At 77.0% G+C, this 20,825-nt stretch carries 17 protein-coding genes, 1 pseudogene and 1 riboswitch; of the genes and pseudogenes, 5 read left to right on the top strand and 13 right to left on the bottom strand.

Annotated elements, in window-relative coordinates:
• Positions 1 to 55 precede the first annotated feature (55 nt).
• From ABT006_RS17305 to crcB, 3 genes are all read left to right on the top strand, one after another.
• The gene (locus ABT006_RS17305) at positions 56 to 814 is read left to right on the top strand and encodes a methyltransferase domain-containing protein (protein ID WP_350707435.1); all 759 of its coding nucleotides are present in this window, start codon (positions 56 to 58) and stop codon (positions 812 to 814) included.
• A 68-nt stretch (positions 815 to 882) separates the two neighbouring features.
• A complete protein-coding gene (locus tag ABT006_RS17300; protein WP_350707433.1) occupies positions 883 to 1,389 on the top strand; it encodes a fluoride efflux transporter FluC in 507 nt (168 codons plus the stop codon).
• Positions 1,386 to 1,748, top strand: a complete 363-nt coding sequence (crcB, locus tag ABT006_RS17295) for a fluoride efflux transporter CrcB (protein WP_350707431.1) — start codon at positions 1,386 to 1,388, stop codon at positions 1,746 to 1,748. Before ABT006_RS17300 ends, crcB begins: the two co-directional genes overlap by 4 nt.
• On the opposite strand, the gene cobA is transcribed toward crcB, so the two are convergent.
• Positions 1,718 to 3,424 carry a uroporphyrinogen-III C-methyltransferase gene (gene cobA, locus ABT006_RS17290; protein WP_350707429.1) on the bottom strand — a complete coding sequence of 569 codons (1,707 nt, stop codon included), beginning with the start codon at positions 3,422 to 3,424 and terminating at the stop codon, positions 1,718 to 1,720. The genes crcB and cobA overlap by 31 nt on opposite strands.
• A 15-nt stretch (positions 3,425 to 3,439) precedes the next feature.
• On the opposite strand from cobA, the gene ABT006_RS17285 reads away from it, so the two are divergent.
• Together ABT006_RS17285 and ABT006_RS17280 are read left to right on the top strand one after the other, a co-directional pair.
• Positions 3,440 to 3,688, top strand: a complete 249-nt coding sequence (locus ABT006_RS17285) for a helix-turn-helix domain-containing protein (RefSeq protein ID WP_350707661.1) — start codon at positions 3,440 to 3,442, stop codon at positions 3,686 to 3,688.
• Positions 3,598 to 4,776: an RNA-guided endonuclease InsQ/TnpB family protein gene (locus ABT006_RS17280; protein WP_350707427.1), complete on the top strand. Its 1,179-nt coding sequence runs from the start codon at positions 3,598 to 3,600 to the stop codon at positions 4,774 to 4,776. Before ABT006_RS17285 ends, ABT006_RS17280 begins: the two co-directional genes overlap by 91 nt.
• Here ABT006_RS17280 and ABT006_RS17275 read toward each other — a convergent pair.
• The 12 genes and pseudogenes from ABT006_RS17275 to cobN form a co-directional block, all read right to left on the bottom strand.
• Positions 4,739 to 5,332, bottom strand: coding sequence for a precorrin-8X methylmutase (locus tag ABT006_RS17275; protein WP_350707425.1), 594 nt, complete (start codon positions 5,330 to 5,332; stop codon positions 4,739 to 4,741). The genes ABT006_RS17280 and ABT006_RS17275 overlap by 38 nt on opposite strands.
• A complete protein-coding gene (locus ABT006_RS17270) occupies positions 5,329 to 6,321 on the bottom strand; it encodes a HoxN/HupN/NixA family nickel/cobalt transporter (RefSeq protein WP_502890996.1) in 993 nt (330 codons plus the stop codon). Before ABT006_RS17270 ends, ABT006_RS17275 begins: the two co-directional genes overlap by 4 nt.
• A gap of 63 nt (positions 6,322 to 6,384) precedes the next feature.
• Positions 6,385 to 6,608: pseudogene (locus ABT006_RS17265) on the bottom strand (DUF362 domain-containing protein); the annotation flags it as partial.
• On the bottom strand, positions 6,596 to 8,398 hold the full coding sequence (gene cobJ, locus ABT006_RS17260) for a precorrin-3B C(17)-methyltransferase (protein WP_350707421.1): 1,803 nt from the start codon (positions 8,396 to 8,398) through the stop codon (positions 6,596 to 6,598). The pseudogene ABT006_RS17265 and the gene cobJ, both read right to left, overlap by 13 nt.
• Positions 8,395 to 9,627, bottom strand: a complete 1,233-nt coding sequence (gene cbiE, locus ABT006_RS17255) for a precorrin-6y C5,15-methyltransferase (decarboxylating) subunit CbiE (RefSeq protein WP_350707419.1) — start codon at positions 9,625 to 9,627, stop codon at positions 8,395 to 8,397. The genes cobJ and cbiE overlap by 4 nt, the downstream gene beginning before the upstream one ends.
• Positions 9,624 to 10,769, bottom strand: coding sequence for a cobalt-precorrin-5B (C(1))-methyltransferase (locus ABT006_RS17250; protein WP_350707417.1), 1,146 nt, complete (start codon positions 10,767 to 10,769; stop codon positions 9,624 to 9,626). The genes cbiE and ABT006_RS17250 overlap by 4 nt, the downstream gene beginning before the upstream one ends.
• Positions 10,766 to 11,647, bottom strand: a complete 882-nt coding sequence (cobM, locus tag ABT006_RS17245) for a precorrin-4 C(11)-methyltransferase (RefSeq protein ID WP_350707416.1) — start codon at positions 11,645 to 11,647, stop codon at positions 10,766 to 10,768. Before cobM ends, ABT006_RS17250 begins: the two co-directional genes overlap by 4 nt.
• A complete protein-coding gene (gene cobI / locus ABT006_RS17240; RefSeq protein ID WP_350707659.1) occupies positions 11,644 to 12,429 on the bottom strand; it encodes a precorrin-2 C(20)-methyltransferase in 786 nt (261 codons plus the stop codon). Before cobI ends, cobM begins: the two co-directional genes overlap by 4 nt.
• Positions 12,430 to 12,479: 50 nt before the next feature.
• Positions 12,480 to 13,847: a cobyrinic acid a,c-diamide synthase CobB gene (locus ABT006_RS17235; RefSeq protein ID WP_350707414.1), complete on the bottom strand. Its 1,368-nt coding sequence runs from the start codon at positions 13,845 to 13,847 to the stop codon at positions 12,480 to 12,482.
• Positions 13,844 to 14,455 carry a cob(I)yrinic acid a,c-diamide adenosyltransferase gene (gene cobO / locus ABT006_RS17230; protein ID WP_350707412.1) on the bottom strand — a complete coding sequence of 204 codons (612 nt, stop codon included), beginning with the start codon at positions 14,453 to 14,455 and terminating at the stop codon, positions 13,844 to 13,846. Before cobO ends, ABT006_RS17235 begins: the two co-directional genes overlap by 4 nt.
• Positions 14,455 to 16,641 carry a VWA domain-containing protein gene (locus tag ABT006_RS17225; protein ID WP_350707410.1) on the bottom strand — a complete coding sequence of 729 codons (2,187 nt, stop codon included), beginning with the start codon at positions 16,639 to 16,641 and terminating at the stop codon, positions 14,455 to 14,457. Before ABT006_RS17225 ends, cobO begins: the two co-directional genes overlap by 1 nt.
• On the bottom strand, positions 16,638 to 20,306 hold the full coding sequence (gene cobN, locus ABT006_RS17220; protein ID WP_350707408.1) for a cobaltochelatase subunit CobN: 3,669 nt from the start codon (positions 20,304 to 20,306) through the stop codon (positions 16,638 to 16,640). Before cobN ends, ABT006_RS17225 begins: the two co-directional genes overlap by 4 nt.
• Positions 20,307 to 20,672: 366 nt before the next feature.
• Positions 20,673 to 20,802: riboswitch (cobalamin riboswitch) on the bottom strand.
• Positions 20,803 to 20,825: the final 23 nt, after the last annotated feature.

Below are 20,825 nucleotides of genomic sequence, written 5' to 3'. Positions count from 1 at the left end.
ATTATTGGCAACAAGGTCTGGACAGCGCTCCGGGACGGTAACTAGCCTCATCGTTATGAGTCCTTACATCAGCAACGTCGCCGCCTGGCAGGAGAGCTGGGACCGGCAGCAGGAGGCGTACCTGCCGGACCGGGAGCACCGGTTCACCGCGATGCTCGACGCGGTCGAGGCGGTCCTCGACGGCGGGCGACCCCGCCTGCTCGACCTGGCCGGCGGCACCGGCACCATCTCGGCCCGGGCGCTGCGCCGCTTCCCCGACGCCGAGATCACCCTGGTCGACCTCGATCCCGCGCTGCTGGCCATCGCCAGGTCGACGTTCGGCGACCGGGTCACCGTGGTCGAGGCCGACCTCGGGCAGCCGGAGTGGACGGCCGCGCTGCCGGCGCGGGAGTACGACGCGGTGCTCACCGCCACCGCGCTGCACTGGCTGCCGGGCGAGCGGCTGGCCCGCCTCTACGCCGAGCTGCACGGCGTGCTGCGCCCGGGCGGGATCCTGCTCAACGCCGACCACATGCCCGACGACGCGCTGCCGGAGCTGACCAAGCGCCTGCTGGACAGCGCGCGGACCCGGCGCGAGGCCCGGTACGCCAGCGGCGCCGTGCTCTCCTGGTCGGACTGGTGGGAGCGGGCGGCGGCCGACCCGGCGCTCGCCCCACTGGTGGAACGGCGGCGCGAGATCTACCCGACCGGGCACAGCCCGGAGTGGAACCCGCCGGCCTCCTGGCACCTGGCGGCGCTGACCGACGCCGGCTTCACCGAGGCCGGCGTGGTCTGGCGCGGCGGCGCCGACGCCGCCGTCGCGGGGGTGCGCTGACGCCGGCGCACGACGGCACGGGTCGGCCGTCCGCGGCCGGCCCGGCGTTATGCTGCGGCGACGGCCGGATGGCGGCCGACGGCACCGTGGGAGGAGACGTGACCGGCCCGTCCGAGCCGTCGCGCGTCGACCCGGACGTCGACCTGCGGGTCCCGGCCGACCGCGACGAACTCACCGCTCACCCGGCGGCGGTGCTCGCCGCCGTCTCCGCCGGGGGTACGCTCGGCGCGCTGGCCCGGGCCGGCCTGCAGGCCGCCGTCCCGCACTCCCCCGCCACGTTCGGCTGGGCCACCTTCGGCGTCAACGTGAGCGGATGCCTGCTGATCGGTGGCCTGATGGCGGTGCTCGCCCACGCCGGCGGCGGCCGACCGCTGGCCCGCCCGTTCCTCGGCGTGGGCGTGCTCGGCGGGTACACGACCTTCTCCACCTACGCCGTCGACGCGCACCAGGCGCTGCTCGCCGGCGCCCCCGGCACCGCGCTGGCCGCCCTCGGCGCCACGCTGGTCGGCGCGCTGCTCGCGGTCTGGGCCGGCGAGGCCGCCACCGGGCGGCTGCTCACCCGGAGCGGCCGGTGACCGCCCTGCTCGTGGCGCTCGGCGCGGCGCTCGGCGCCCCGCTGCGCTACCTCACCGACCGGGCCGTGCAGGCCCGCTTCGGCACCGGGTTCCCGTGGGGCACGCTGACGGTCAACGTACTCGGGTCGCTGCTGCTCGGCGCGGTCACCGGCCTGCCGGCGGACCCCGCGCTCACGGCGCTGGTCGGCACCGGCTTCTGCGGGGCGCTGACCACCTGGTCCACCCTGAGCTACGAGACGCTGCGGCTGGCCCGGGCGGGACGGCGGCACGCCGCGCTGGCCAACATGGCCCTCAGCGTCGCCGCCGGCCTCGCCGCGGCCACCGCCGGCTACGCCCTCGCCCGCGCGGCCACCGGCTGACCGGCGGCCGGGCCGGTCTCCCGCAGCCGCACCACCGGTCCGAGCACGAACACCGCCGGCGGCCGGACGTCCTCCCGCGCGGCCAACCCGCCCACCTCGTCCAGCCGCGACGACCAGGTGCGCTGCCCCGGCTGACCGCCGTCGGCGACGACGAGCACGGGAGTGTCCGGGGCGCGGCCGTGCTCCACCAGCACCGCCGCGATCTTGGCGATGGTGTCCACCGCCATCAGCAGCACCACGGTGCCCCGGGACCGGCCCAGCGCCACCCAGTCCACCAGGGAGTCGGGGTGCCCCGGCGGCAGGTGCCCGGAGACGACGGTGACGTCGTGGGCGACGCCCCGGTGGGTCACCGGGACGCCGGCCAGGGCCGGCACGGCCACCGCGCTGCTCACCCCGGGTACCAGCACGGTCTCGACCCCGGCCGCGGCGCACGCCTGGACCTCCTCGTGGCCCCGGCCGAAGACGTACGGGTCGCCACCCTTGAGCCGGACCACCCGCTTGCCCGCGCGGGCGTACGCGATCAGGGTGTCGTTGATGGTGTCCTGCGGCATCGACGGCCCGCGCGGCACCTTGGCGGCGTCGACCACCACCACGTCCGGGCGCAGCCCGGTGAGCAGCCCCTGCGGGGCGAGCCGGTCGGCGACCACCACGTCGGCGCTGTCCAGCAGGGCCTTCCCCCGTACGGTGATCAGGTCGTCGGGGCCGGGGCCGCCGCCCACCACCGCGACCTGTCCCGGGCGCAGGCCGGGCCGCTGGTCGTGGTGGTGGTGGTGACCGCCACCGTGGTGGTGGTCCCCGTGATGGTGGTGGCCGTGGCCGTCGACCGGGTCGTCGGGGTGGTCGTGCGGGGTCTGCGGCCGGCCCACCTTGTCGGCGAAGCCCGGCATCAGCACCCGGTACGCGCAGGTGTCGCAGTTCATCCGGATGTCGCCGCGGCGCGCCTCGGCGTGCCGTTCGAGGACGAGGTCGGCGAGGGCGTCGCAGTCGCCGATCAGGTCGGCCACCCGCACGTCCAGCTCGGGGTGGGCGGCGGCGAAGTCGGCCGACTGGGCGACGATCCGGTCGGGCAGCACGCCGGCGAAGAGGAAGTACGGCGCGACGACGATGCGCCGCGCGCCGAGCCGGCGCAGCCGGTCCAGCACCGCCGGCACCGACGGCTCCGCGAGCGAGATGAAGCCCGGCTCGACGCCGGCGTAGCCGCGCCCCTCCCAGAGCAGCCGGGCCACCTTTGCCACCTCGGCGTTGGCGTCCGGGTCGGTGGAGCCGCGCCCGATCAGCGCCACCCAGGTGCCGGCCCGGTCGGCGCTCGCCAGCGAGGCGTCGATGCGCTGCTCCAGGGCGGTGTGCAGCAGCGGGTGCGGGCCCAGCGGCCGGCCGTAGGCGTAGCTGAGCCCGGGGTGGCGCTGCCGCTCGCGGGCCAGCGCGGCGGGGATGTCGCCCTTGCCGTGGCCGGCGGCCGTCAGCACCAGCGGCAGCGCCACCAGCGACCGGTGTCCCCGGTCGACGAGCGCGCCCACCGCGTCGGTCAGCGGCGGCCGGGACAACTCGATGAAGCCGCCCTCGACGTCGCCGACCGCGCCGGCGGCGCGCCGGCGGACCCGCTCCACGAACGCCACGAACTGGTCGACCCCGGCCGCGCTGCGCGTACCGTGCCCGACGATGACCAGAGCGGTCACCGGATCACCGCCAGGATGCCCCGTCCATCAGGGCGGGGAGGAACGGCGGATGCGTTGTCAACCATGACTGTCCTTTCTGGTATGACTGGTCGTGTGCGGACGGCGTACAGGTGTCGGGCGTACCCGACCCCGGAGCAGGCTGTGGTACTGAACCGCACGTTCGGGTTGTACGCGTGGTCTGGAATCGCACTCTCGCCGCCCGTCATGCTCGTTACCGCGCTGAGGGCAGATCGACCTCGTACGCGGAGACGGATCGGGCGCTGACCGGGATGAAGAAGCAGCCCGACCTGGCGTTTCTGGGTGAGGTGTCGTCGGTGCCGTTGCAGCAGACCCTGCGGCACCAGCACACCGCCATGACCGCGTTCTTCGCCAAGCGGGCCCGGTATCCGCGTTACAAGTCGCGGCACGGCCGCCAGTCCGCCAGTTTCACCCGGTCGGCGTTCCGCCTCCGTAGCGGGAACCTGTCGTTGGGGAAGACACCGGGTGTGTTGCGGTTCGTGTGGTCGTGGCCAGGCGTGGACGTGGCGGGGTTGGATCCGACGATGGTGACGGTGTCGCGTGACCCGGACGGCCGCTGGTTCGTGACCTTCGCCGTCGACATCGACACACCCGCCGCACCCGAACCGACGGGCGGGGCGGTGGGTGTCGACCTCGGCCTGACCGATTTTGCGGTGTTGTCCACCGGCGAACGCATCCCGCATCCGAGGCATATGGAACGGCGTGAACGCCGGCTCAAGCGGTATCAGCGGATGATGGCCCGCCGACAGAAAGGCTCCGCCAACCGCGCCAAAGCCAAACGGAAGGTCGCCCGAGCGCATTCGCGGGTACGCGACGCCCGCCGGGACTTCCTCCACCAGCAGTCCACCACCCTGGTGCGTCGGTTCTCCGCCATCGCCGTGGAGGACCTGGCGGTGGCGAACATGGTCCGCAACCGGTCCCTGGCCAAAGCGATCGGCCGTACCGGCTGGGCCGAGTTCCGCACCCTGCTCACCTACAAGGCCCACCGCGACGGCCGTACCCTCGCCGTCGTGGACCGCTGGTACCCATCGAGCAAGATGTGTTCGGCGTGCGGGCACCTGCTCGCCACACTCTCCCTCGGCACACGCCACTGGACGTGTCCGAGTTGCGGCACCCGGCATGACCGGGACGTCAACGCCGCCAAGAACATCGCCGTCGCGGCCGGGCTGGTCGAGACGCAAAACGCCTGCGGAGCGGACGTCAGACACGAAGGACCTCCTTCCGTGCGGTCTGCGGTGAACCAGGAACCCCAACCCGCGGGGGTGGGAATCCCCCGCCTTTGGGCGGGGGAGCATGTCAATGCTCCTCCTCCTCCACGTACAGCAGGGCGTTGAGGGCGGCGGCGGCGACCGCCGAGCCGCCCTTCTCGCCCCGGTTGGACACCCCGGGCAGGCCGCTGGCCCGCAGCGCCGCCTTCGACTCGGCGGCGCCCACGAAGCCCACCGGCAACCCGACGACCAGCGCCGGCCGGGCGTCCAGGGTGATCAGTTCCTCCAGCGCGGTCGGTGCGCAGCCGACCACCCACACCGCGCCGGGGCCGACCCGCTCCAGGGCGAGCCGCACCGCCGCCGCCGACCGGGTGATCCCGGCCGCGCGGGCCAGGTCGGCGGCGGCCGGCTCGGCGACCGGGCAGACCGTCTGCCGACCGGTGATGCCGGCGGCCACCATCGCCACGTCGGTGACCACCGGCGCGCCCGCGCGCAGGGCGGCCAGCCCGCCGGCCAGGGCCGCCTCGTCGCAGACCAGGTCGGTGACGTAGTCGAGGTCGGCGCTGGCGTGCACCACCCGCTCGGTGACGGCCCGGGTCAGCGGCGGCAGGTGCGCGAGGTCCACCCGGGAGCGCAGGATCCGGTACGACTCCCGCTCGATGGGGTGCACGACCCGGCTCACGGCCGCACCGCCCCGGCACCGTAGCGCTCGTCGTAGCGGCGCAGCTTCCACAGCGCCACCGCGCCGGCCCAGGCGAAGACGAAGAGCGCCACGACGGCGTACCCGAGCTGCTCGAAGTGGTCGGCGATCCCCGCGTACCAGGACAGCGCCGACAGCCCGAGGTGGTCGACCAGCAGGCCGGCGGCGTAGACGCTGGCGACCAGACCGCCGACCAGCACGGTCACCGCCGTGGTGGCCAGGTTGTAGTAGAGGCGCCGGGCCGGGTGCCGGTACGCCCACGAGTAGGCGCGGCTCATCAGCAGGCTGTCGGCGGTGTCCATGGCGGACATCCCGGCGGCGAAGAGCAGCGGCAGGGTGAGCAGGGCGAGCACGGGCAGCCCGCCGGCGGCGGCGGTGCTCGCCGACAGGGCGAGCAGGGTCACCTCGCTGGCCGTCTCCAGGCCGAGACCGAAGAGGAACCCGACCGGCGCCATGTGCCAGGAGGAGCGCACCAGCGCGCGGGCCCGGGAGCCGAGCACCCGCTGCACCAGCCCCCGGTTGAGCAGGTGCAGGTCCAGCTCGCGCTCGTCCAGGTCGCCGTGGCGCAGCCGCCGCCACAGCCGCGCCAGGCCGGCCAGCACCGCCGCGTTGAGCACCGCGACCAGGGCGAGGAACAGCGTGGCGGTGAGGACCGCGACGGTCGCGCCCACCTCGCGGGCCTCGGCCAGCCCGGGGCCGGCGAGGTTGGCCGAGGCGAGGCCGACGACCAGCGCCAGCAGCAGCACCACCCCGCTGTGCCCGAGGGCGAAGAAGAAGCCGACGCCGACCGGGCGCCGACCGCGCAGCAGCATCAGCCGGGTGGTGTCGTCGATCGCCGCGATGTGGTCGGCGTCGAAGGCGTGCCGCACCCCGAGCAGGTACGCCAGCGTGCCGGCCCCGGCGAGGCCGCCGGCCGCGGCGGGCTGGTTGTTCCAGTACAGGTAGAGGCTCCAGCCGGCGACGTGCAGCACGGCGACGGCGAGCACGATGCCGCCGAGGCGTACCCGCTCGGCGCGGCTCCACCGGCCGGCCGGGGGTGCGGCGCTGACCGCGGTCGAACTCATCGGCTTCCTCCACGTTCGTCGGTGCCGGTGGCGCGGATGGCGTCCACCGGGCAGATCTCCAGGCATTCCAGGCAGCCGGTGCAGCGGTCCGCGCGGACGGCGAGGCCGCCGGGCACCGGTCGGATGGCGTGCGTCGGGCAGGTGAGCAGGCAGGCGCCGCAGCCCTGGCAGGCGCCGATGGTCACCGCCGCCACCGGTACCCCCGAGGGGTGACCATCCGGCCGGCGACCACCCGGGTCTGGCTGCTGCCCACCACCACGACGCTGTACATGTCGACCAGCGCCGGGTCGAGGTCGGCCAGGGTGGCCAGGTGCACCCGCTCGTCGGGTCGGCTGGCGTTGCGCACCACCCCGACCGGGGTGTCGGGCGGCCGGTGCGCGGCGAAGACCTCCAGCGCCGCGCCGAGCTGCCAGTCGCGGGCGCGGCTGCGCGGGTTGTAGAGCAGCGCCACGAAGTCGCCCTCGGCCGCGGCGGCCACCCGGCGCGCGATGACCTCCCACGGGGTGTGCAGGTCGGACAGGCTCAGGTAGGCGTGGTCGTGGCCGAGCGGCGCGCCGAGCAGGGCGCCGGCGGCGAGGGCGGCCGTCACCCCGGGCACCCCGACCACGTCGATCCGCTCGTCGGCGTACTCCAGGGCGGGGCTGGCCATCGCGTACACGCCGGCGTCGCCGGAGCCGACCAGCGCGACGGCGTGACCCGCCACGGCCTCGGCGACGGCGGCCCGGGCCCGTTCCTCCTCGGCGCCCAGGCCGCTGGCGAGCACCCGGGTCCCGGGGCGGAGCAGGTCGCGGACCTGGTCGACGTACTGGTCGAGGCCGACGACCACGGCGGCGCGGCGCAGCTCGGCCACCGCGCGGGCGGTGCGCAGGTCGGGCGCGCCGGGCCCGAGGCCGACGATCGCCAGCCGGCCGCGCGGGGCGTGCCGGGCGACCGCCACGGTGGCCATCGCCGTCGCGGTCTTCGGCACCAGCAGCGCGGCGTCGCCGCCGAGCAGCGCCGCCGCCTCGGCGACGCTGGGGGTGCCGACGGCGGCGCGGACCACCTCGCTGGGGTGCGGCACGTCGACCGCCGCCAGCTCCGCCGCCGGATGCGTCACCAGGGGTACGCCGAGCGCGTCGGCGGTCGCCCGGATGCCCGCCTCGTCGGCCTTGATGTCGGCGCTGGCCAGGTGCCGCAGGCTGGCCGGGCTGAGGCCGGCCTCGGCGAGCACCCGGTCGAGCAGGCCGCGCACCTCGGCGGCGGGCACGCCCCGGCTGGCCCCCACCCCGGCGACCAGCGACGGGGGCCGCAGCACGGCCGTTCGGTCGTCGAGCGGCACCACCCGGTCGGTGACCAGCAGGCGGTACCCGCCGCCGGCCGCCTCCCCTGACCCGGCCGGGCCGACCGGCGCACCGGGGCCGGGCGGGGCGGCCGGCGGGGCCGGGTCGGCGGGCGCGACCGGCGCCGGGGCGGGGCGCACGTTGTCGGGCAGGGCGGGCAGCGGCCAGGCGGCGTCGGCGACGAGGGTGACCGGCTCGCCGTCGAGGATGGCGCGGCCGACGGCGGCGACGGCGCCCTCGACGGGCCAGCCGAGCGTGTCCAGCCCGGGCAGGCCGACGGCGTCGCTGGCGGTGGTGACCACCGGCCGCGCGTCGAGCACCGCGCCGACCCGCCCGGCGAGGTCGTTGGCGCCCCCGGCGTGCCCGCCGAGCAGCGCGACCGCGTGCCGGGCCGCCTCGTCGACCACCACCACGGCCGGGTCGGTGTGCTTGTCGCCGAGCAGCGGCGCGAGGATGCGCACCACCGCCCCGGTGGCCAGGAACGCCACCACCGCGTCGCACTCGGCCCAGGCGGCGCGCAGCGCGTCCGCGACGGTGTCCGCCGTGACCAGGCGGGCCTGCGGCCAGGCGTCGGCGAGGGTACGGGCGTGCCGCCGCCCGGCGGCGGTGGCGGCGACCAGGCCGATCCGGGTCGGCTGGTCCGTGGTGGTGGTCGGATGGTTCACGGGCGCTCCCCGGTGAGGACGACCACCGGGTTGGTGGCCGCGAGTCGAATGGATCCGCCGGGCAGGTCGGCGAGGCGGGCGGCGGAGAGCTGGACGCCCTCCACGGCGTAGCCGCCGGCGCGCAGCAGCCCGACCGCCGGGGCGACCCGGTCGACGGCGGCGAGGGTCACCACCACCCGGTCCGGCCGGCGGTGCGCCACGGCGGCGAGCACGTCGGTGCCGCCACCCCCGACGAAGACGGCGTCCGGGTCGGGCAGCCCGCGCAGCGCCCCGGGGGCGGCGCCGACCACCACCCTGACGTCGACGCCGTGCCGGGCGGCGTTGGCGCGGACCGGCGCCGCCGGGTCGCGGTCGACGGCGACCACGGCCGCGCCGAGCAGGACACACTCGATGCCGACCGAGCCGCTGCCCGCGCCGACGTCCCAGACCAGCCGGCCGAGGCGGGGGCGCAGCCGGGCCACGGCGAGGGCGCGTACCTCCGACTTGGTGATCATCGAGTCGCGGTGCGCGTAGGCGGACTCGGGCAGCGCCCACCCGCCGGCCGGCGCGGCGGCCGGCTGGTTGTCCGCCCGCATCCCGGCGGCCCCGGGCTCCCCGGCGAGGCTGAGCAGCACGTGCGGGTCGGCCCAGGCGCGGGCGGCGGCCATCTCGGGGGTGGTCTCGGTGAGCCGCTCGGCGTCGGTGCCGAGGTGCTCGGCGACGACCAGCCGGCGGGCCCAGCCGTCCAGACCGGCGCCCAGCTCGGCGGCCCCGGCGCCGGGGGCGGTGAGCACCGCGACGGCGGGCAGCGCCCGGCAGGCGTTCAGCGCCGGTCGCGGGTCCCGGCCGTGGGCGGTGACCACGGCCGCGCCGTCCCAGGGCAGCCCGGCGCGGGCGAACGCGGCGGCCACGCTGGACACGGCCGGCAGCACCCGCAGCGGCAGCCCGGCCGCCCGCAGCCGCCGGACGACGCCGAACAGCCCGGGATCCCCGCTGGCCAGCACGACCGCGTCCGTTCCGGCGGCGACGGCGGCGGCCAGCCGGTCCAGCGCCGGCGCGAGCGGCCCGAGGGCGACGGTGTCGGCGCCGGCCGGCAGGCGTACGGCGGCCAGGTGCCGGGCCGCGCCCACCACCAGCCGGGCCCCGGCGAGCGCGGGCGCGGCGGCGGGGTGCGGCGGCCCCCCTCCGGCGTCGATCCCCACCACGGTCACGGCCGGCCCGGTGCCCCCGGCGGGTGGGCTTCCGGTCACGCCGCCCACCGGCCCGACGAGGCGACGACCCGGTCGCCCGCGAAGTCCACCATCGCCACGTCGACGGTGACCGCGTTCCCGGCGAACCGGAGCAGCACCTGGCGTACCCGCCGGCAGAGCAGGTCACCGGCGGCATCGAGCAACCCGGCGGCCTCCCACAGCTCGTACGCGTGCCGCCCGGTGTTCGCCGCGGCGACCGCCGCCACCAGGTCGGGGTCGCCGCCCGCCTCGGCGGTGACGTCGCCGAGCAGGGACAGGTCCACCTTGGACCGGGTGTAGTGGGTCATCAGGATGCCGGCGGCGAGCTTCGCCAGCTTGCCGGCCATCCCGACGAAGACCACCCCGGTCATCCGGTCGCCGACGGCCGCGGTGACCGCCGCGCCGGTGAAGTCGCCGACCTCGACGAAGCACACCTCGGGCAGCTCCGGCAGCAGCGCGCGGGCGGCCCGCTCGGTACGCCCGCCGGTGCACAGCACCACCGTCCGCTCCCCCTGGGCGGCCATCACGTGCACCGCCTGCACCACGCTCGCCCGCCAGGAGGCGGTGGAGAACGGCCGCACGATGCCGGTGGTGCCGAGGATGGAGATGCCGCCGAGGATGCCGAGCCGCCGGTTGGTGGTCTTGCGGGCCATGATCTCGCCGCGCGGCACGCTGACCACCACCCGGACGCCCACCTCGGCCAGGTCGACCACCTCGGCGACGGCCTGGCCGATCATCCGGCGCGGGGTCTCGTTGATCGCCGGCCCGCCGACGGGCAGCCCGAGACCCGGCTTCGTGACCGTGCCGACGCCCGGCCCGCCGTCGAGCCGCAGCCCGGGCACGTCCCGCCAGCCGACGGTGACGGTCAGCTCGGCGCCGTGCGTGACGTCGGGGTCGTCGCCGGCGTCCTTGACCACCACGGCCTCCGCCGACGTGCCGGCGTGGACCTCGCAGCGGGCCACCGGGAAGCGGACCCGGCGGCCGGCGGGCAGCCCGATCTCCACCTCCCGCTGCGGCACGCCGGTGACCAGGGCGGTCACCGCCGCCTTCGCCGCCGCCGTCGCGCAGGCGCCGGTGGTCCAGCCCGTGCGCAGCGCGGTGGGCCGGACCTTCGCCGTACGCGGCAGGTCCGGCTCGCGCAGCGGCGGCTCGGCGTACGTCATCCGGCGTGTCCGTCCCCCGCCGTCCCGCCGGTGGCCCGGGCGCGGCGCAGGTCGGCGCGGGCGGCCGGCTCGGCCCGCCGGAACGTGTGGAAGTGGCCGGGGTGGTAGAGGTGCGAGCGGGTGCCGGCGGCGGCGAGCGCCGGGCCGACCAGGAAGAGGGTGTGCTTCCAGAGCTTGTGCTCCTTGACCGTGGCCTCCAGGTCGCCGAGGGCGCACCGCACCACCAACTCGTCCGGCCAGGTCGCCTGGTACGCCACCACGACCGGGGTGTCGGGCGGGTAGCCGCCGGCCAGCAGCTCGGCCTGCGCCTGCCCGGAGCGGGCGGCGGAGAGGAACAGCGCCATGGTGGTGCCGTGCCGGGCGAACTCGCGGACCCGCTCGCCCGGCGGCATCGGGGTCTTGCCGCCCTCGAGCCGGGTCAGGATCACCGACTGGGCGACCTCGGGAATGGTGAGCTCCCGACCGACGATCGCCGCGACGGCGGTGAACGACGAGACGCCCGGGACGATCTCGACGGCCAGCCCGAGCGCCCGGCACAGGTCGAGCTGCTCCTGCACCGCGCCCCACAGCGCCGGGTCGCCGGAGTGGATCCGCGCCACGGTCAGCCCCTCGGCGGCGGCCCGCCGGTAGAGCGGCAGCACCCCCTCGATCGGCAGCCGCGACGAGTCGACGATCTCCGCGTCGGGGCGGGCGTGGGCGAGCACGTCGGCGTGCACCAGGCTGGCCGCCCAGACCACCACGTCGGCCGCGCCGATCACCCGGGCGGCGCGCAGGGTCAGCAGGTCGGCCGCGCCGGGGCCGGCCCCGACGAACCACACCTTGCCCGTGCTGGTCGGCCCGCCGTCGTCGGCGCGGTCCGTGATCGGCTCGGTGGTCAAAGCTTTCCTCCCCTACGGTCCCGGCGGGCGGGGACCAGCAGCGTCGACAGGTACGGCAGGTCGTCGGCGGCGTCGGCGACGGGGCCGATCCGCTCGTCGGGCAGCCCGAGGCCCCGGCCCAGCACGGCATCGCCCAGGCGGCCCTGCCGGCGCAGCTCGGCGACCAGATCGGCGTGCCGCCGCCAGCCCTTGTAGGCCACGACGGTGCCGGGACCGGCGAGCGCGTCGGCGAAGAGCGCCAGCCCGGCGGTGGCCGGCAGCAGGGTCAGCGGCTCCCGTCCCTCGCAGAGCGGGACGCCGCTGCGCGCCGCCAGGTCCTGCATGGCGGTGATCCCGGGGACCGTGCGCACCTCGACCGCCGGGCGGCGGGCGCGGACGGTCTGCGCCAGGTAGCCGAAGGTGGAGTAGACGTTCGGGTCGCCGATGGTGGCGAAGGCGATGGCGCGGGCGCCGCCGTCGACCGCCTCCACCACGGCCCGCGCGGCCTCGTCCCACGCCCGTTCCCGGCGCGCGGTCACCCCGCCCCGGTCGTCGAGGGCGAACGGCAGCCGGCGCAGCCGGTCCGGCGCGACGTGCGCGGCCACGGTGGTCTCGGCCCGCCCGGGCGGCGCGTCGCCGTCCGCGGCGAGACGGTCCATCACCGGTACGAACACGAGGTCGGCCTCGGCCAGCACCCGGACCGCCCGGAGGGTGAGCAGTTCCGGGTCGCCGGGACCGACCCCCACCCCGGTCAGCGTCGCGGTGCAGCCGTCCCCGCCCGGCGTCCCGCCGCGCGCGCACACCGGCTCGCCGCCGTCGTGCCCGGCCACCCGCTCGCCGTGATCCTGCGCGCTCACCGGCTCGCCGCCTCGACCAGGCGGCGGGCGGCGTGCGGGTGCCCGGCCCAGTGGGTGTGCAGGTAGGAGGCGTGCACCCGGCCGGCGACGAAGCCGTGGTCGGCGCCGTCCCAGCGCCACGCCGGCCGGTCGCCGTGCCCCGGGTCGGTGGCGGTGCGGTGGAACTCGTGGCCGCGTACCGGGTCGCCGGGACGGTGCAGCGGGGAGCCGGTGACGGCGACGGCGTCCCGGTAGCCGAGGGTGAGCCGGTCGGTCATCCGGGCGGTGAGGTCGAGCCGGCCGCACATGGGCACGCCGTCGAGGGACCGGCCGAGGTAGAGCAGCCCGGCGCACTCGGCGACGACCGGTCCGTCGAAACCGGCCAGCTCGGCGCGGAGCGTGGCGTTGTCGGCGAGCTGCGGCGCGTACGCCTCGGGGAAGCCGCCGCCGACGACCACCGCGCGGGTGCCGGCGGGCAGGCCGGCGTCGCGCAGCGGGTCGAAGGGGACGACGGCGGCGCCGGCGGCGGCGAGCAGCTCGGCGGTCTCGGCGTAGGAGAAGGTGAAGGCGGGCCCACCGGCGACCGCGACCACCGGACGCTCGCCGCCGGCGGGGCCGCCGACGGCGGCGGCCGGGTCCCAGGCGGGCGCGGTCAGCGGCCCGGCGGTGCGGGCCAGGTCGAGCACCGCGTCGAGGTCCACGGTGGACGCCACGAGATCGGCGAGGGCGGCCACGATGGCCAGCGACTCCGGCGCCCGCTCGGCGACGGGCACCAGCCCGAGGTGGCGCGCCGGGGCGGCGACCTCGGCGGCGCGGCTGACCGCCCCGAGCACCGGCACGCCCACCTCGGCGAGGGCGTCGCGCAGCAGGGACTCGTGCCGGGGAGAGCCGACCCGGTTGAGGATCACCCCGCCGATCCGCACGCCGGGGTCGAACGCGGCCATGCCCAGGGCGAGCGCGGCGGCGGAACGGCCCTGCGCGGTGGTGTCCAGCACCAGCAGCACCGGCGCGTCGACGAGCCGGGCGACGTGCGCGGTGGAGGCGTACCCGCGGCGGCCGACCGCGCCGTCGTGCAGCCCCATCACCCCCTCGACCACGGCGATGTCGGCGGGCGTGGGGATGGCGGCGCCGTGCCGCAGCAGCGGCGCGATCCGCTCCTCGCCGACCAGCCACGGGTCGAGGTTGCGGCCGGGGCGACCGGCGGCGAGCGCGTGGTAGCCGGGGTCGATGTAGTCCGGGCCGACCTTGTGCGGGCTGACGGCCAGGCCACGGCGGCGCAGCGCGGCGAGCAGCCCGGTGGCGACGGTGGTCTTGCCGTGCCCGCTGGCGGGTGCGGCGACCACCACCCGGGGCAGCGCCCACGGCGCCCCCGGCTCGACCGTCACCACTCGATGCCCTTCTGGCCCTTCTGGCCGGCGTCCATCGGGTGCTTGACCTTCGTCAGCTCGGCGACCAGGTCGGCGGCGTCGACCAGGCGCGGGTCGGCGTCGCGGCCGGTGACGACGACGTGCTGGAACCCGGGGCGGTTCACGAGGGTGTCGACCACCTCGTCGACGTCCACCCAGCCCCATTTCATCGGGTAGGTGAACTCGTCGAGCACGTACAGGCCGTAGCGCTCGGCGGCCAGGTCGCGCTGGATCTGCCGCCAGCCCTCCAGGGCGTCGGCGGCGTGGTCGGCCTCGCCGCCACGCTGGATCCAGGACCAGCCCTCGCCCATCTTGTGCCAGGCCACCGGGGCGCCCTGCCCGGTGCGCTCGTGCACCTCGCCGAGGGCGCGGAAGGCGTTCTCCTCGCCCACCCGCCACTTGGCGCTCTTGACGAACTGGAACACCCCGATCGGCAGCCCGGCGGTCCAGGCGCGCAGCGCCAGCCCGAACGCGGCGGTCGACTTCCCCTTCATCTGTCCGGTGTGGACCAGCAGCAGCGGCCGGTTGCGTCGCTGCCGCGTGGTCAACCCGTCGGCGGGCACGTGGGACGGCTTTCCCTGCGGCATCAGGCAACACTCCTGTTCTGCGCCACGGCGGTGGCGGCGGCGAGGTCGGTGAGGGGGGCGGTGGCGACCTCGTCGAGCCGGTGGTGGTCGGCGCCGAGTTGGGCGGCGAGGCGGCGGGCCAGGCCGAGGCGGACGGGGCCGCTCTCGCAGTCCACGACGACGCAGGGGGCGCCGGTGGCGGCGAGCACGGCCGCCGCGCGGGCCGACCGGTCGAGCGGGCGCTCCCCGGCGGTGGCGCGGCCGTCGGTGACGACCAGTACCAGGGGGCGGCGGCGCGGATCGCGCAGCCGCTCCACCCGCAGCAGGTCGGCGGCGGCGAGCAGCCCCTCGGCCAGCGGCGTACGCCCGCCGGTGGGCAGCTCGGCCAGCCGCGTCGAGGCCGCGAGCACCGAGGAGGTGGCCGGCAGCAGGGTCTGTGCGGCGGCTCCCCGGAAGGCGACCACCGCGACCTTGTCCCGGCGCTGGTAGGCGTCGGTGAGCAGGGCGAGCACGGCGCCCTTGACGGCGGCCATCCGCGCCCGGGCGCCCATCGAGCCGCTGGCGTCGACCACGAAGAGCACCAGGTTTCCCTCGCGTCCCTCGCGGACGGCCTCGCGGACGTCGTCGGGGCGCAGCCGCAGCGGCCCGGCGACGCGCCCCCGGGCGCCCTGGTGCGGGGCGGCGGCCCGCAGGGTCGCCGGCAGGTGCAGCACGCCGGCCCGGCCGGCCGGCACCCGCGCCCCGGTGGTGCGGCCCCGCCCGGTGCGGGCGCGGGAGCGTCGGCCGGGCACCCCGTCGCCGATCCCGGGCGCGGTCAGTAGCCGTGCCTTGAGCCCCTGCCGGGGTACGGCCACCGCCTGCCCGCCGGCGCCGGGCCGGCCGTCCGCCGAGCCGGTCGGCCCGGGACCGCCGCCGTCGACCGGGCCTCCGTCGGCCGGGCCGGGCGGGTCGTCGTCGTACCGGCCCTGCGCCGGGTCGCCGCTGTCGGGCACCGGGCCGTCGCCGCCGTCCCCGTCGGCGGCCTCGCCGCGCCCGGGGGCCGGCTCGTCGCGACCGGCCGGCGGTGTCCCGCCGGAGCCGCCGTCGTCCGGGGTGCGGCCGGGGCCGCCCCGGCCGCCGTGCGGGCCGGGACCGTCGGGTCCGCCGGACGGGCCGTCGCCGGGACCGCCGGGGCCGCCCGGGTCGTCGGGATCGTCGTCGCCGGCCCGGTCCAGGGCCTCGTCGAGGCGCTTCTCGTCCAGTCCGGGCGTGTCGAACGGGTCGCGGCGGCGGCGGTGCGGCAGCGCCAGCCGGGCGGCGACCCGGACGTCCTCCACCGTGACCACGTCCCGGCCGTGCCAGGCGGCGTGCGCCAGCGCGGTGCGGGCGGTGACGATGTCGGCGCGCATGCCGTCCACGTCGAACGCCGCGCACACCTCGGCGATCCGGCGCAGTGCGGCGTCGGGCAGCAGCACCCGCTCCAGCCGCTGCCGGGCGGCGGCGACCCGGCGGGCGACCTGCGCGTCGGCGTCGGCCCAGCGGGCGGCGAAGCCGGCCGGGTCGGCGTCGGCGGCGAGCCGGCGGCGGACCACCTCGACGCGTACGGCCGGGTCGCGGCTGGCCCCGACCTCCACGGTCAGCCCGAACCGGTCCAGCAGCTGCGGGCGCAGCTCCCCCTCCTCCGGGTTCATCGTGCCGACCAGCAGGAACCGGGACGCGTGGCTGACCGAGACGCCCTCCCGCTCCACGTGGCAACGGCCCATCGCCGCGGCGTCGAGGAGCAGGTCCACCAGGTGGTCGTGGAGCAGGTTGACCTCGTCGACGTAGAGCACGCCGCGGTGGGCGGCGGCGAGCAGGCCCGGCTCGAAGGCGCGGACGCCCTCGCCGAGCGCCTTCTCCAGGTCGAGCGAGCCGACCACCCGGTCCTCGGCCGCGCCGACCGGCAGCTCCACCAGCCGGGCGGGACGCCGCTCGGCGGCCGGCCCGTCGGGGTGCGGGCCGTCCGGGCAGGACGGGTCGGGGGCGGCGGGGTCGCAGGCGAAGCGGCAGCCGGCCACCCGGTCCACGGGCGGCAGCAGCGCGGCCAGGGCCCGCACGGCCGTCGACTTGGCGGTGCCCTTCTCGCCGCGGACGAGCACCCCGCCGATCGCCGGGGAGACCGCGTTGAGCAGCAGGGCGAGCCGCATGTCGTCCATGCCCAGCACCGCGCTGAACGGGTAGGTGGTCATGAGCGGTCCTCCAGGTCGCCCTCGCTGGCCAGGTACGTCTCGCGGAGCCGGTCCAGGGTGGTCGGCTCGGGCGCGGCCCACAGGCCCCGGTCGGCCGCCTCGAGGAGCCGCTCGGTGATGCCGCGCAGCGCCCACGGGTTCGACTGCTCCAGGAACTCCCGGGTGGTCTCGTCGAAGACGTACGCGGCGGCGAGGTGCTCGTACATCCAGTCGTCGACGACGCCGGCGGTGGCGTCGTAGCCGAACAGGTAGTCCACGGTCGCGGCCAGCTCGAACGCGCCCTTGTAGCCGTGCCGGCGCATCGCGGCGATCCACTTCGGGTTGACCACCCGGGCCCGGAACACCCGCCGGGTCTCCTCGCCGAGGGTGCGGGTGCGCACGTCGTGCGGCATCGCCGAGTCCCCCACGTACGCGGCCGGGGCGGCGCCGGTGAGGTGACGGACCATCGCCACCATCCCGCCGTGGTACTGGAAGTAGTCGTCGGAGTCGACGATGTCGTGCTCGCGGGTGTCCTGGTTCTTCACCGCCACCGCGATCCGGGCGAAGGAGCGTTCCATGTCGGCGCGCGCCTCCCGCCCGTCCAGCCCCCGGCCGTAGGCGTAGCCGCCCCAGACGGCGTACACCTCGGCGAGGTCGGCGTCGCTGCGCCAGTTACGGGAGTCGATCAGCGGCAGCAGCCCGGCCCCGTACGCGCCCGGCTTGGAGCCGAAGACGCGGGCGGTGGCCCGCCGCTCGTCGCCGTGCTCGGCGAGGTCGGCGGCGACGTGTGCGCGGACGAAGTTCTGCTCGGCCGGCTCGTCCAGGGCGGCGACCAGCCGCACCGCGTCGTCGATGAGCGCGACCACGTGCGGGAAGGCGTCCCGGAAGAAGCCGGAGATCCGCACGGTGACGTCGACGCGGGGGCGGCCCAGCTCGGCCGGCGGCACCACCTCGACGCCGGTGACCCGGCGGGAGCGGTCGTCCCAGGTGGGGCGGCAGCCGAGCAGCGCGAGCACCTCGGCGACGTCGTCGCCCTGGGTGCGCATGGCGCTGGTGCCCCAGACGGTCAGGCCGACGGAGCGCGGGTACTCGCCGGTGTCGGCGAGGTGCCGGGCGAGCAGCGAGTCGGCCAGGGCCACCCCGACGTCCCAGGCGTTGCGGCTGGGGATCGCCTTGGGGTCGACGGAGTAGAAGTTCCGGCCGGTGGGGAGCACGTTGACCAGGCCCCGGGTGGGCGAGCCGGACGGGCCGGGCGGCACGAACCGCCCGTCGAGCGCGCCCACCACCCGGTCGATCTCGTCGGTCGTGCGGTCCAGCCGGGGCACCAGCTCGGTGGCGGCGAAGCGGAGCACGGCGGCGGCGTCCGGGACGGCCCGGCCGGTGACCTCCTCGACCACGGCGTCGACCTTGTCGGCGTCCCAGCCGAGGGTCTCCATGCCGACGACCAGCCGGCGCGCGAGGGCCTCGATCAGGTCGACGGCGTCGGCGGCGGTGCCGGCCGGCCCGTCGACGGTGTCGGTCAGCGCCTCGGGCAGCGCCAGCCGCTGGCCCGGCGCGGCGAGCAGCGCCTGCTCGTCGAGCCCGTACGCGGCGGCGAGGGCCTGGCGCAGGCCGGGCAGGGCGCGGGCGCCGCCCCAGACCTGCGGGGCGCGCAGCACGGCGAGGACGAGGTTGACCCGGGGCTCGCCGGTGGGCGCGGCGGCGAGGATGTGCAGGCCGTCGCGGATCTGCACGTCCTTGACCTCGCAGAGGTACCCGTCGAGGTGCAGCACGAAGTCGTCGAAGTCCTCGGCGGCCGGCATGTCCTCGGCGTGCAGGTCGTGGTGCAGCTCGGCGGCGCGCACCAGGGCCCAGATCTGCGCCTGCACGGTGGGCACCTTGGCGGGGTCGAGCGCCTGCACGGTGGCGTACTCGTCGAGGAGTTGCTCCAGCTTCGCCAGGTCGCCGTACGTCTCGGCGCGGGCCATCGGCGGCACCAGGTGGTCGACGACGACGGCGTGCGCGCGGCGCTTGGCCTGGGTGCCCTCGCCGGGGTCGTTGACGATGAACGGGTAGACCAGCGGCAGGTCGCCGAGGACGGCGTCGGGGGCGCAGTCGGCGGCCAGCCCGAGACCCTTGCCGGGCAGCCACTCCAGGGTGCCGTGCTTGCCCAGGTGCACCACCGCGTCCGCGCCGAAGCCGCCGTCGGTGGCGGGCGCGGCCAGCCAGCGGTACGCGGCCAGGTAGTGGTGGCTGGGCGGCAGGTCCGGGTCGTGGTAGATGGCGATCGGGTTCTCGCCGAAGCCGCGCGGCGGCTGGATCAGCAGCACCACGTTGCCGAAGCGCAGCCCGGCCAGCACGATGTCCCCGCCGTCGGTGTAGAGCCCGCCGGGCGGCTCCCCCCAGTGGGCGAGCATCCGCTCCCGCAGTTCCGCCGGCGCCTGGTCGAACCAGCGCCGGTACGTCCCCCCGGGCACCCGCGCCTCGGCGGCGGCGAGCTGTTCCGGGGTGAGCCACTCGACGTCGTGTCCCCCGGCGGCGATGAGGGCGTGGATGAGCGCGTCCCCGTCGTCGGGCACCGGGGCGTCGCCGAGGTGGTAGCCGGCCTCGGCGAGGGCGGCCAGCAGCCGGACGGCCGAGGCCGGGGTGTCCAGGCCGACGGCGTTGCCGACCCGGGAGTGCTTCGTCGGGTAGGAGCTGAGCACGACCGCGAGCCGCTTGTCGGCGTTGGGCACGTGCCGCAGCCGGGCGTGCCGCACGGCGATGCCGGCCACCCGGGCGGCCCGCTCCGGGTCGGCGACGTAGCTGGAGAGCCCGTCGGCGTCGATCCGCTTGAACGAGAACGGCACGGTGACGATCCGGCCGTCGAACTCGGGGATGGCCACCTGCATCGCGGCGTCCAGCGGGGACAGTCCGGCGTCGCTGCCGGCCCACTGCTCGCGGGTGCTGGTGAGGCAGAGCGCCTGGATCACCGGCACGTCGAGGGCGGCGAGCGCCCCCACGTCCCAGGCGTCCTCGTCGCCCCCGCCGGAGGCGTCGGCGGCGACCGTGCCGCCGGCGGCGAGCACGGTGACCAGCAGGGCGTCGCAGCGGCCGAAGAGCCCGAGCGGTCCCGCGCCGGCGGTGAGGCCGCGCAGCGAGCCGCAGAAGATCGGTAGCGGGTTGCCGCCGGCCGCGTCGACGGCGTCGGCGAGGGCGTCGACGAAGCCGGTGTTGCCGGCGAGGGCGTGCGCCCGGTAGAAGACGATCCCGACGGTCGGCCGGTCGGGCCGCACGGGACGGTCACCGTGGACGCCGTACGTCGGGGTCGGCGCGGGCGGGGCGAACCCCTCCCCGGTGAGCAGCACCGTGTCGGAGAGAAACCGGGCGAGCTGGGCGAGGTTCCCGGGGCCACCCTCGACCAGGTAGGCCAGCGCCTGGGTGGCCACCCCGGCGGGGACGGTGGAGGCCGCCATCAGTTCCGCGTCCGGCAGGGCCTCGCCGCTGAGCACGACCGTGGGCACGCCGGAGGCCAGCACCGTGGCGAGCCCGTCCGGCCACGCCTGCCGGCCGCCGAGCAGGCGTACGACCGCGAGGTCCACGCCGTCGAGCAGCGCGGGCACGGCGTCGGCGGCGACCCGGGCGGGGTTGGCGAGGCGGTAGTCGGCGCCGCTGGCGCGGGCGGCGAGCAGGTCGGTGTCGGCGGTGGACAGCAGCAGGATGCGCACGGACGGCTCCGGAGAGTGACGCCCGGATCGACGCGAGGACGATCGGGCGGTACGAGGGGTGGGCGCGGTTCAGCGGGTACGGCGGGCCGGGAAGCGGCTCACCGGCGGGCCGGCGGGATCGGGCGGCGCGGTGCGGGCGTCAGGGACGGGCGACGCGTCCGACCGCTGCGGGGCGGCCGGGGGCGGGCACACCACGGCCGGCCGGACGCGCGGCGCGGCGGCCGGACGGGGCTACGGAAACGCGGCTGCTCGCCGGCGCGCTGGCGCGGCCGGGCACGATGCGACGATGATCGTCGATGGCGGAGACGCGGTGCGTCATCGGGTCCTCCTCGGGTATCCACGCCCTGGGGTCACTCCCGACGGCCGAAGTATCCTGGCTCCCGGATCGACGCTCACCCCCGGTCTTCCAACCGCGCACGCACGGCCGTGACTCACGAGGGGGGATCGCTCCCCGGTGACAGTGGCGGGACCGCGCCGGAATCACACCGGCTTCCTTCACTGCCGTCAGGCCGCGAATGC

It is taken from the genome of Micromonospora sp. NPDC002717 (assembly GCF_040295705.1).
In the GTDB taxonomy this organism is placed as follows: Bacteria; Actinomycetota; Actinomycetes; order Mycobacteriales; family Micromonosporaceae; genus Micromonospora.
Note: the sequence above shows the minus strand (reverse complement) of the source record. Positions and strands in the feature narration are given on the sequence as shown.

Excerpts from the sequence above, each read along its gene's own strand:
- ABT006_RS17250 (WP_350707417.1), bottom strand. The coding sequence starts at position 10,769 with ATGACGTACGCCGAGCCGCCGCTGCGCGAGCCGGACCTGCCGCGTACG.
- cobO (WP_350707412.1), bottom strand. The coding sequence starts at position 14,455 with ATGCCGCAGGGAAAGCCGTCCCACGTGCCCGCCGACGGGTTGACCACG.
- ABT006_RS17285 (WP_350707661.1), top strand. The coding sequence starts at position 3,440 with ATGCCCCGTCCATCAGGGCGGGGAGGAACGGCGGATGCGTTGTCAACC.
- ABT006_RS17305 (WP_350707435.1), top strand. The coding sequence starts at position 56 with ATGAGTCCTTACATCAGCAACGTCGCCGCCTGGCAGGAGAGCTGGGAC.
- ABT006_RS17300 (WP_350707433.1), top strand. The coding sequence starts at position 883 with ATGGCGGCCGACGGCACCGTGGGAGGAGACGTGACCGGCCCGTCCGAG.
- ABT006_RS17225 (WP_350707410.1), bottom strand. The coding sequence starts at position 16,641 with ATGACCACCTACCCGTTCAGCGCGGTGCTGGGCATGGACGACATGCGG.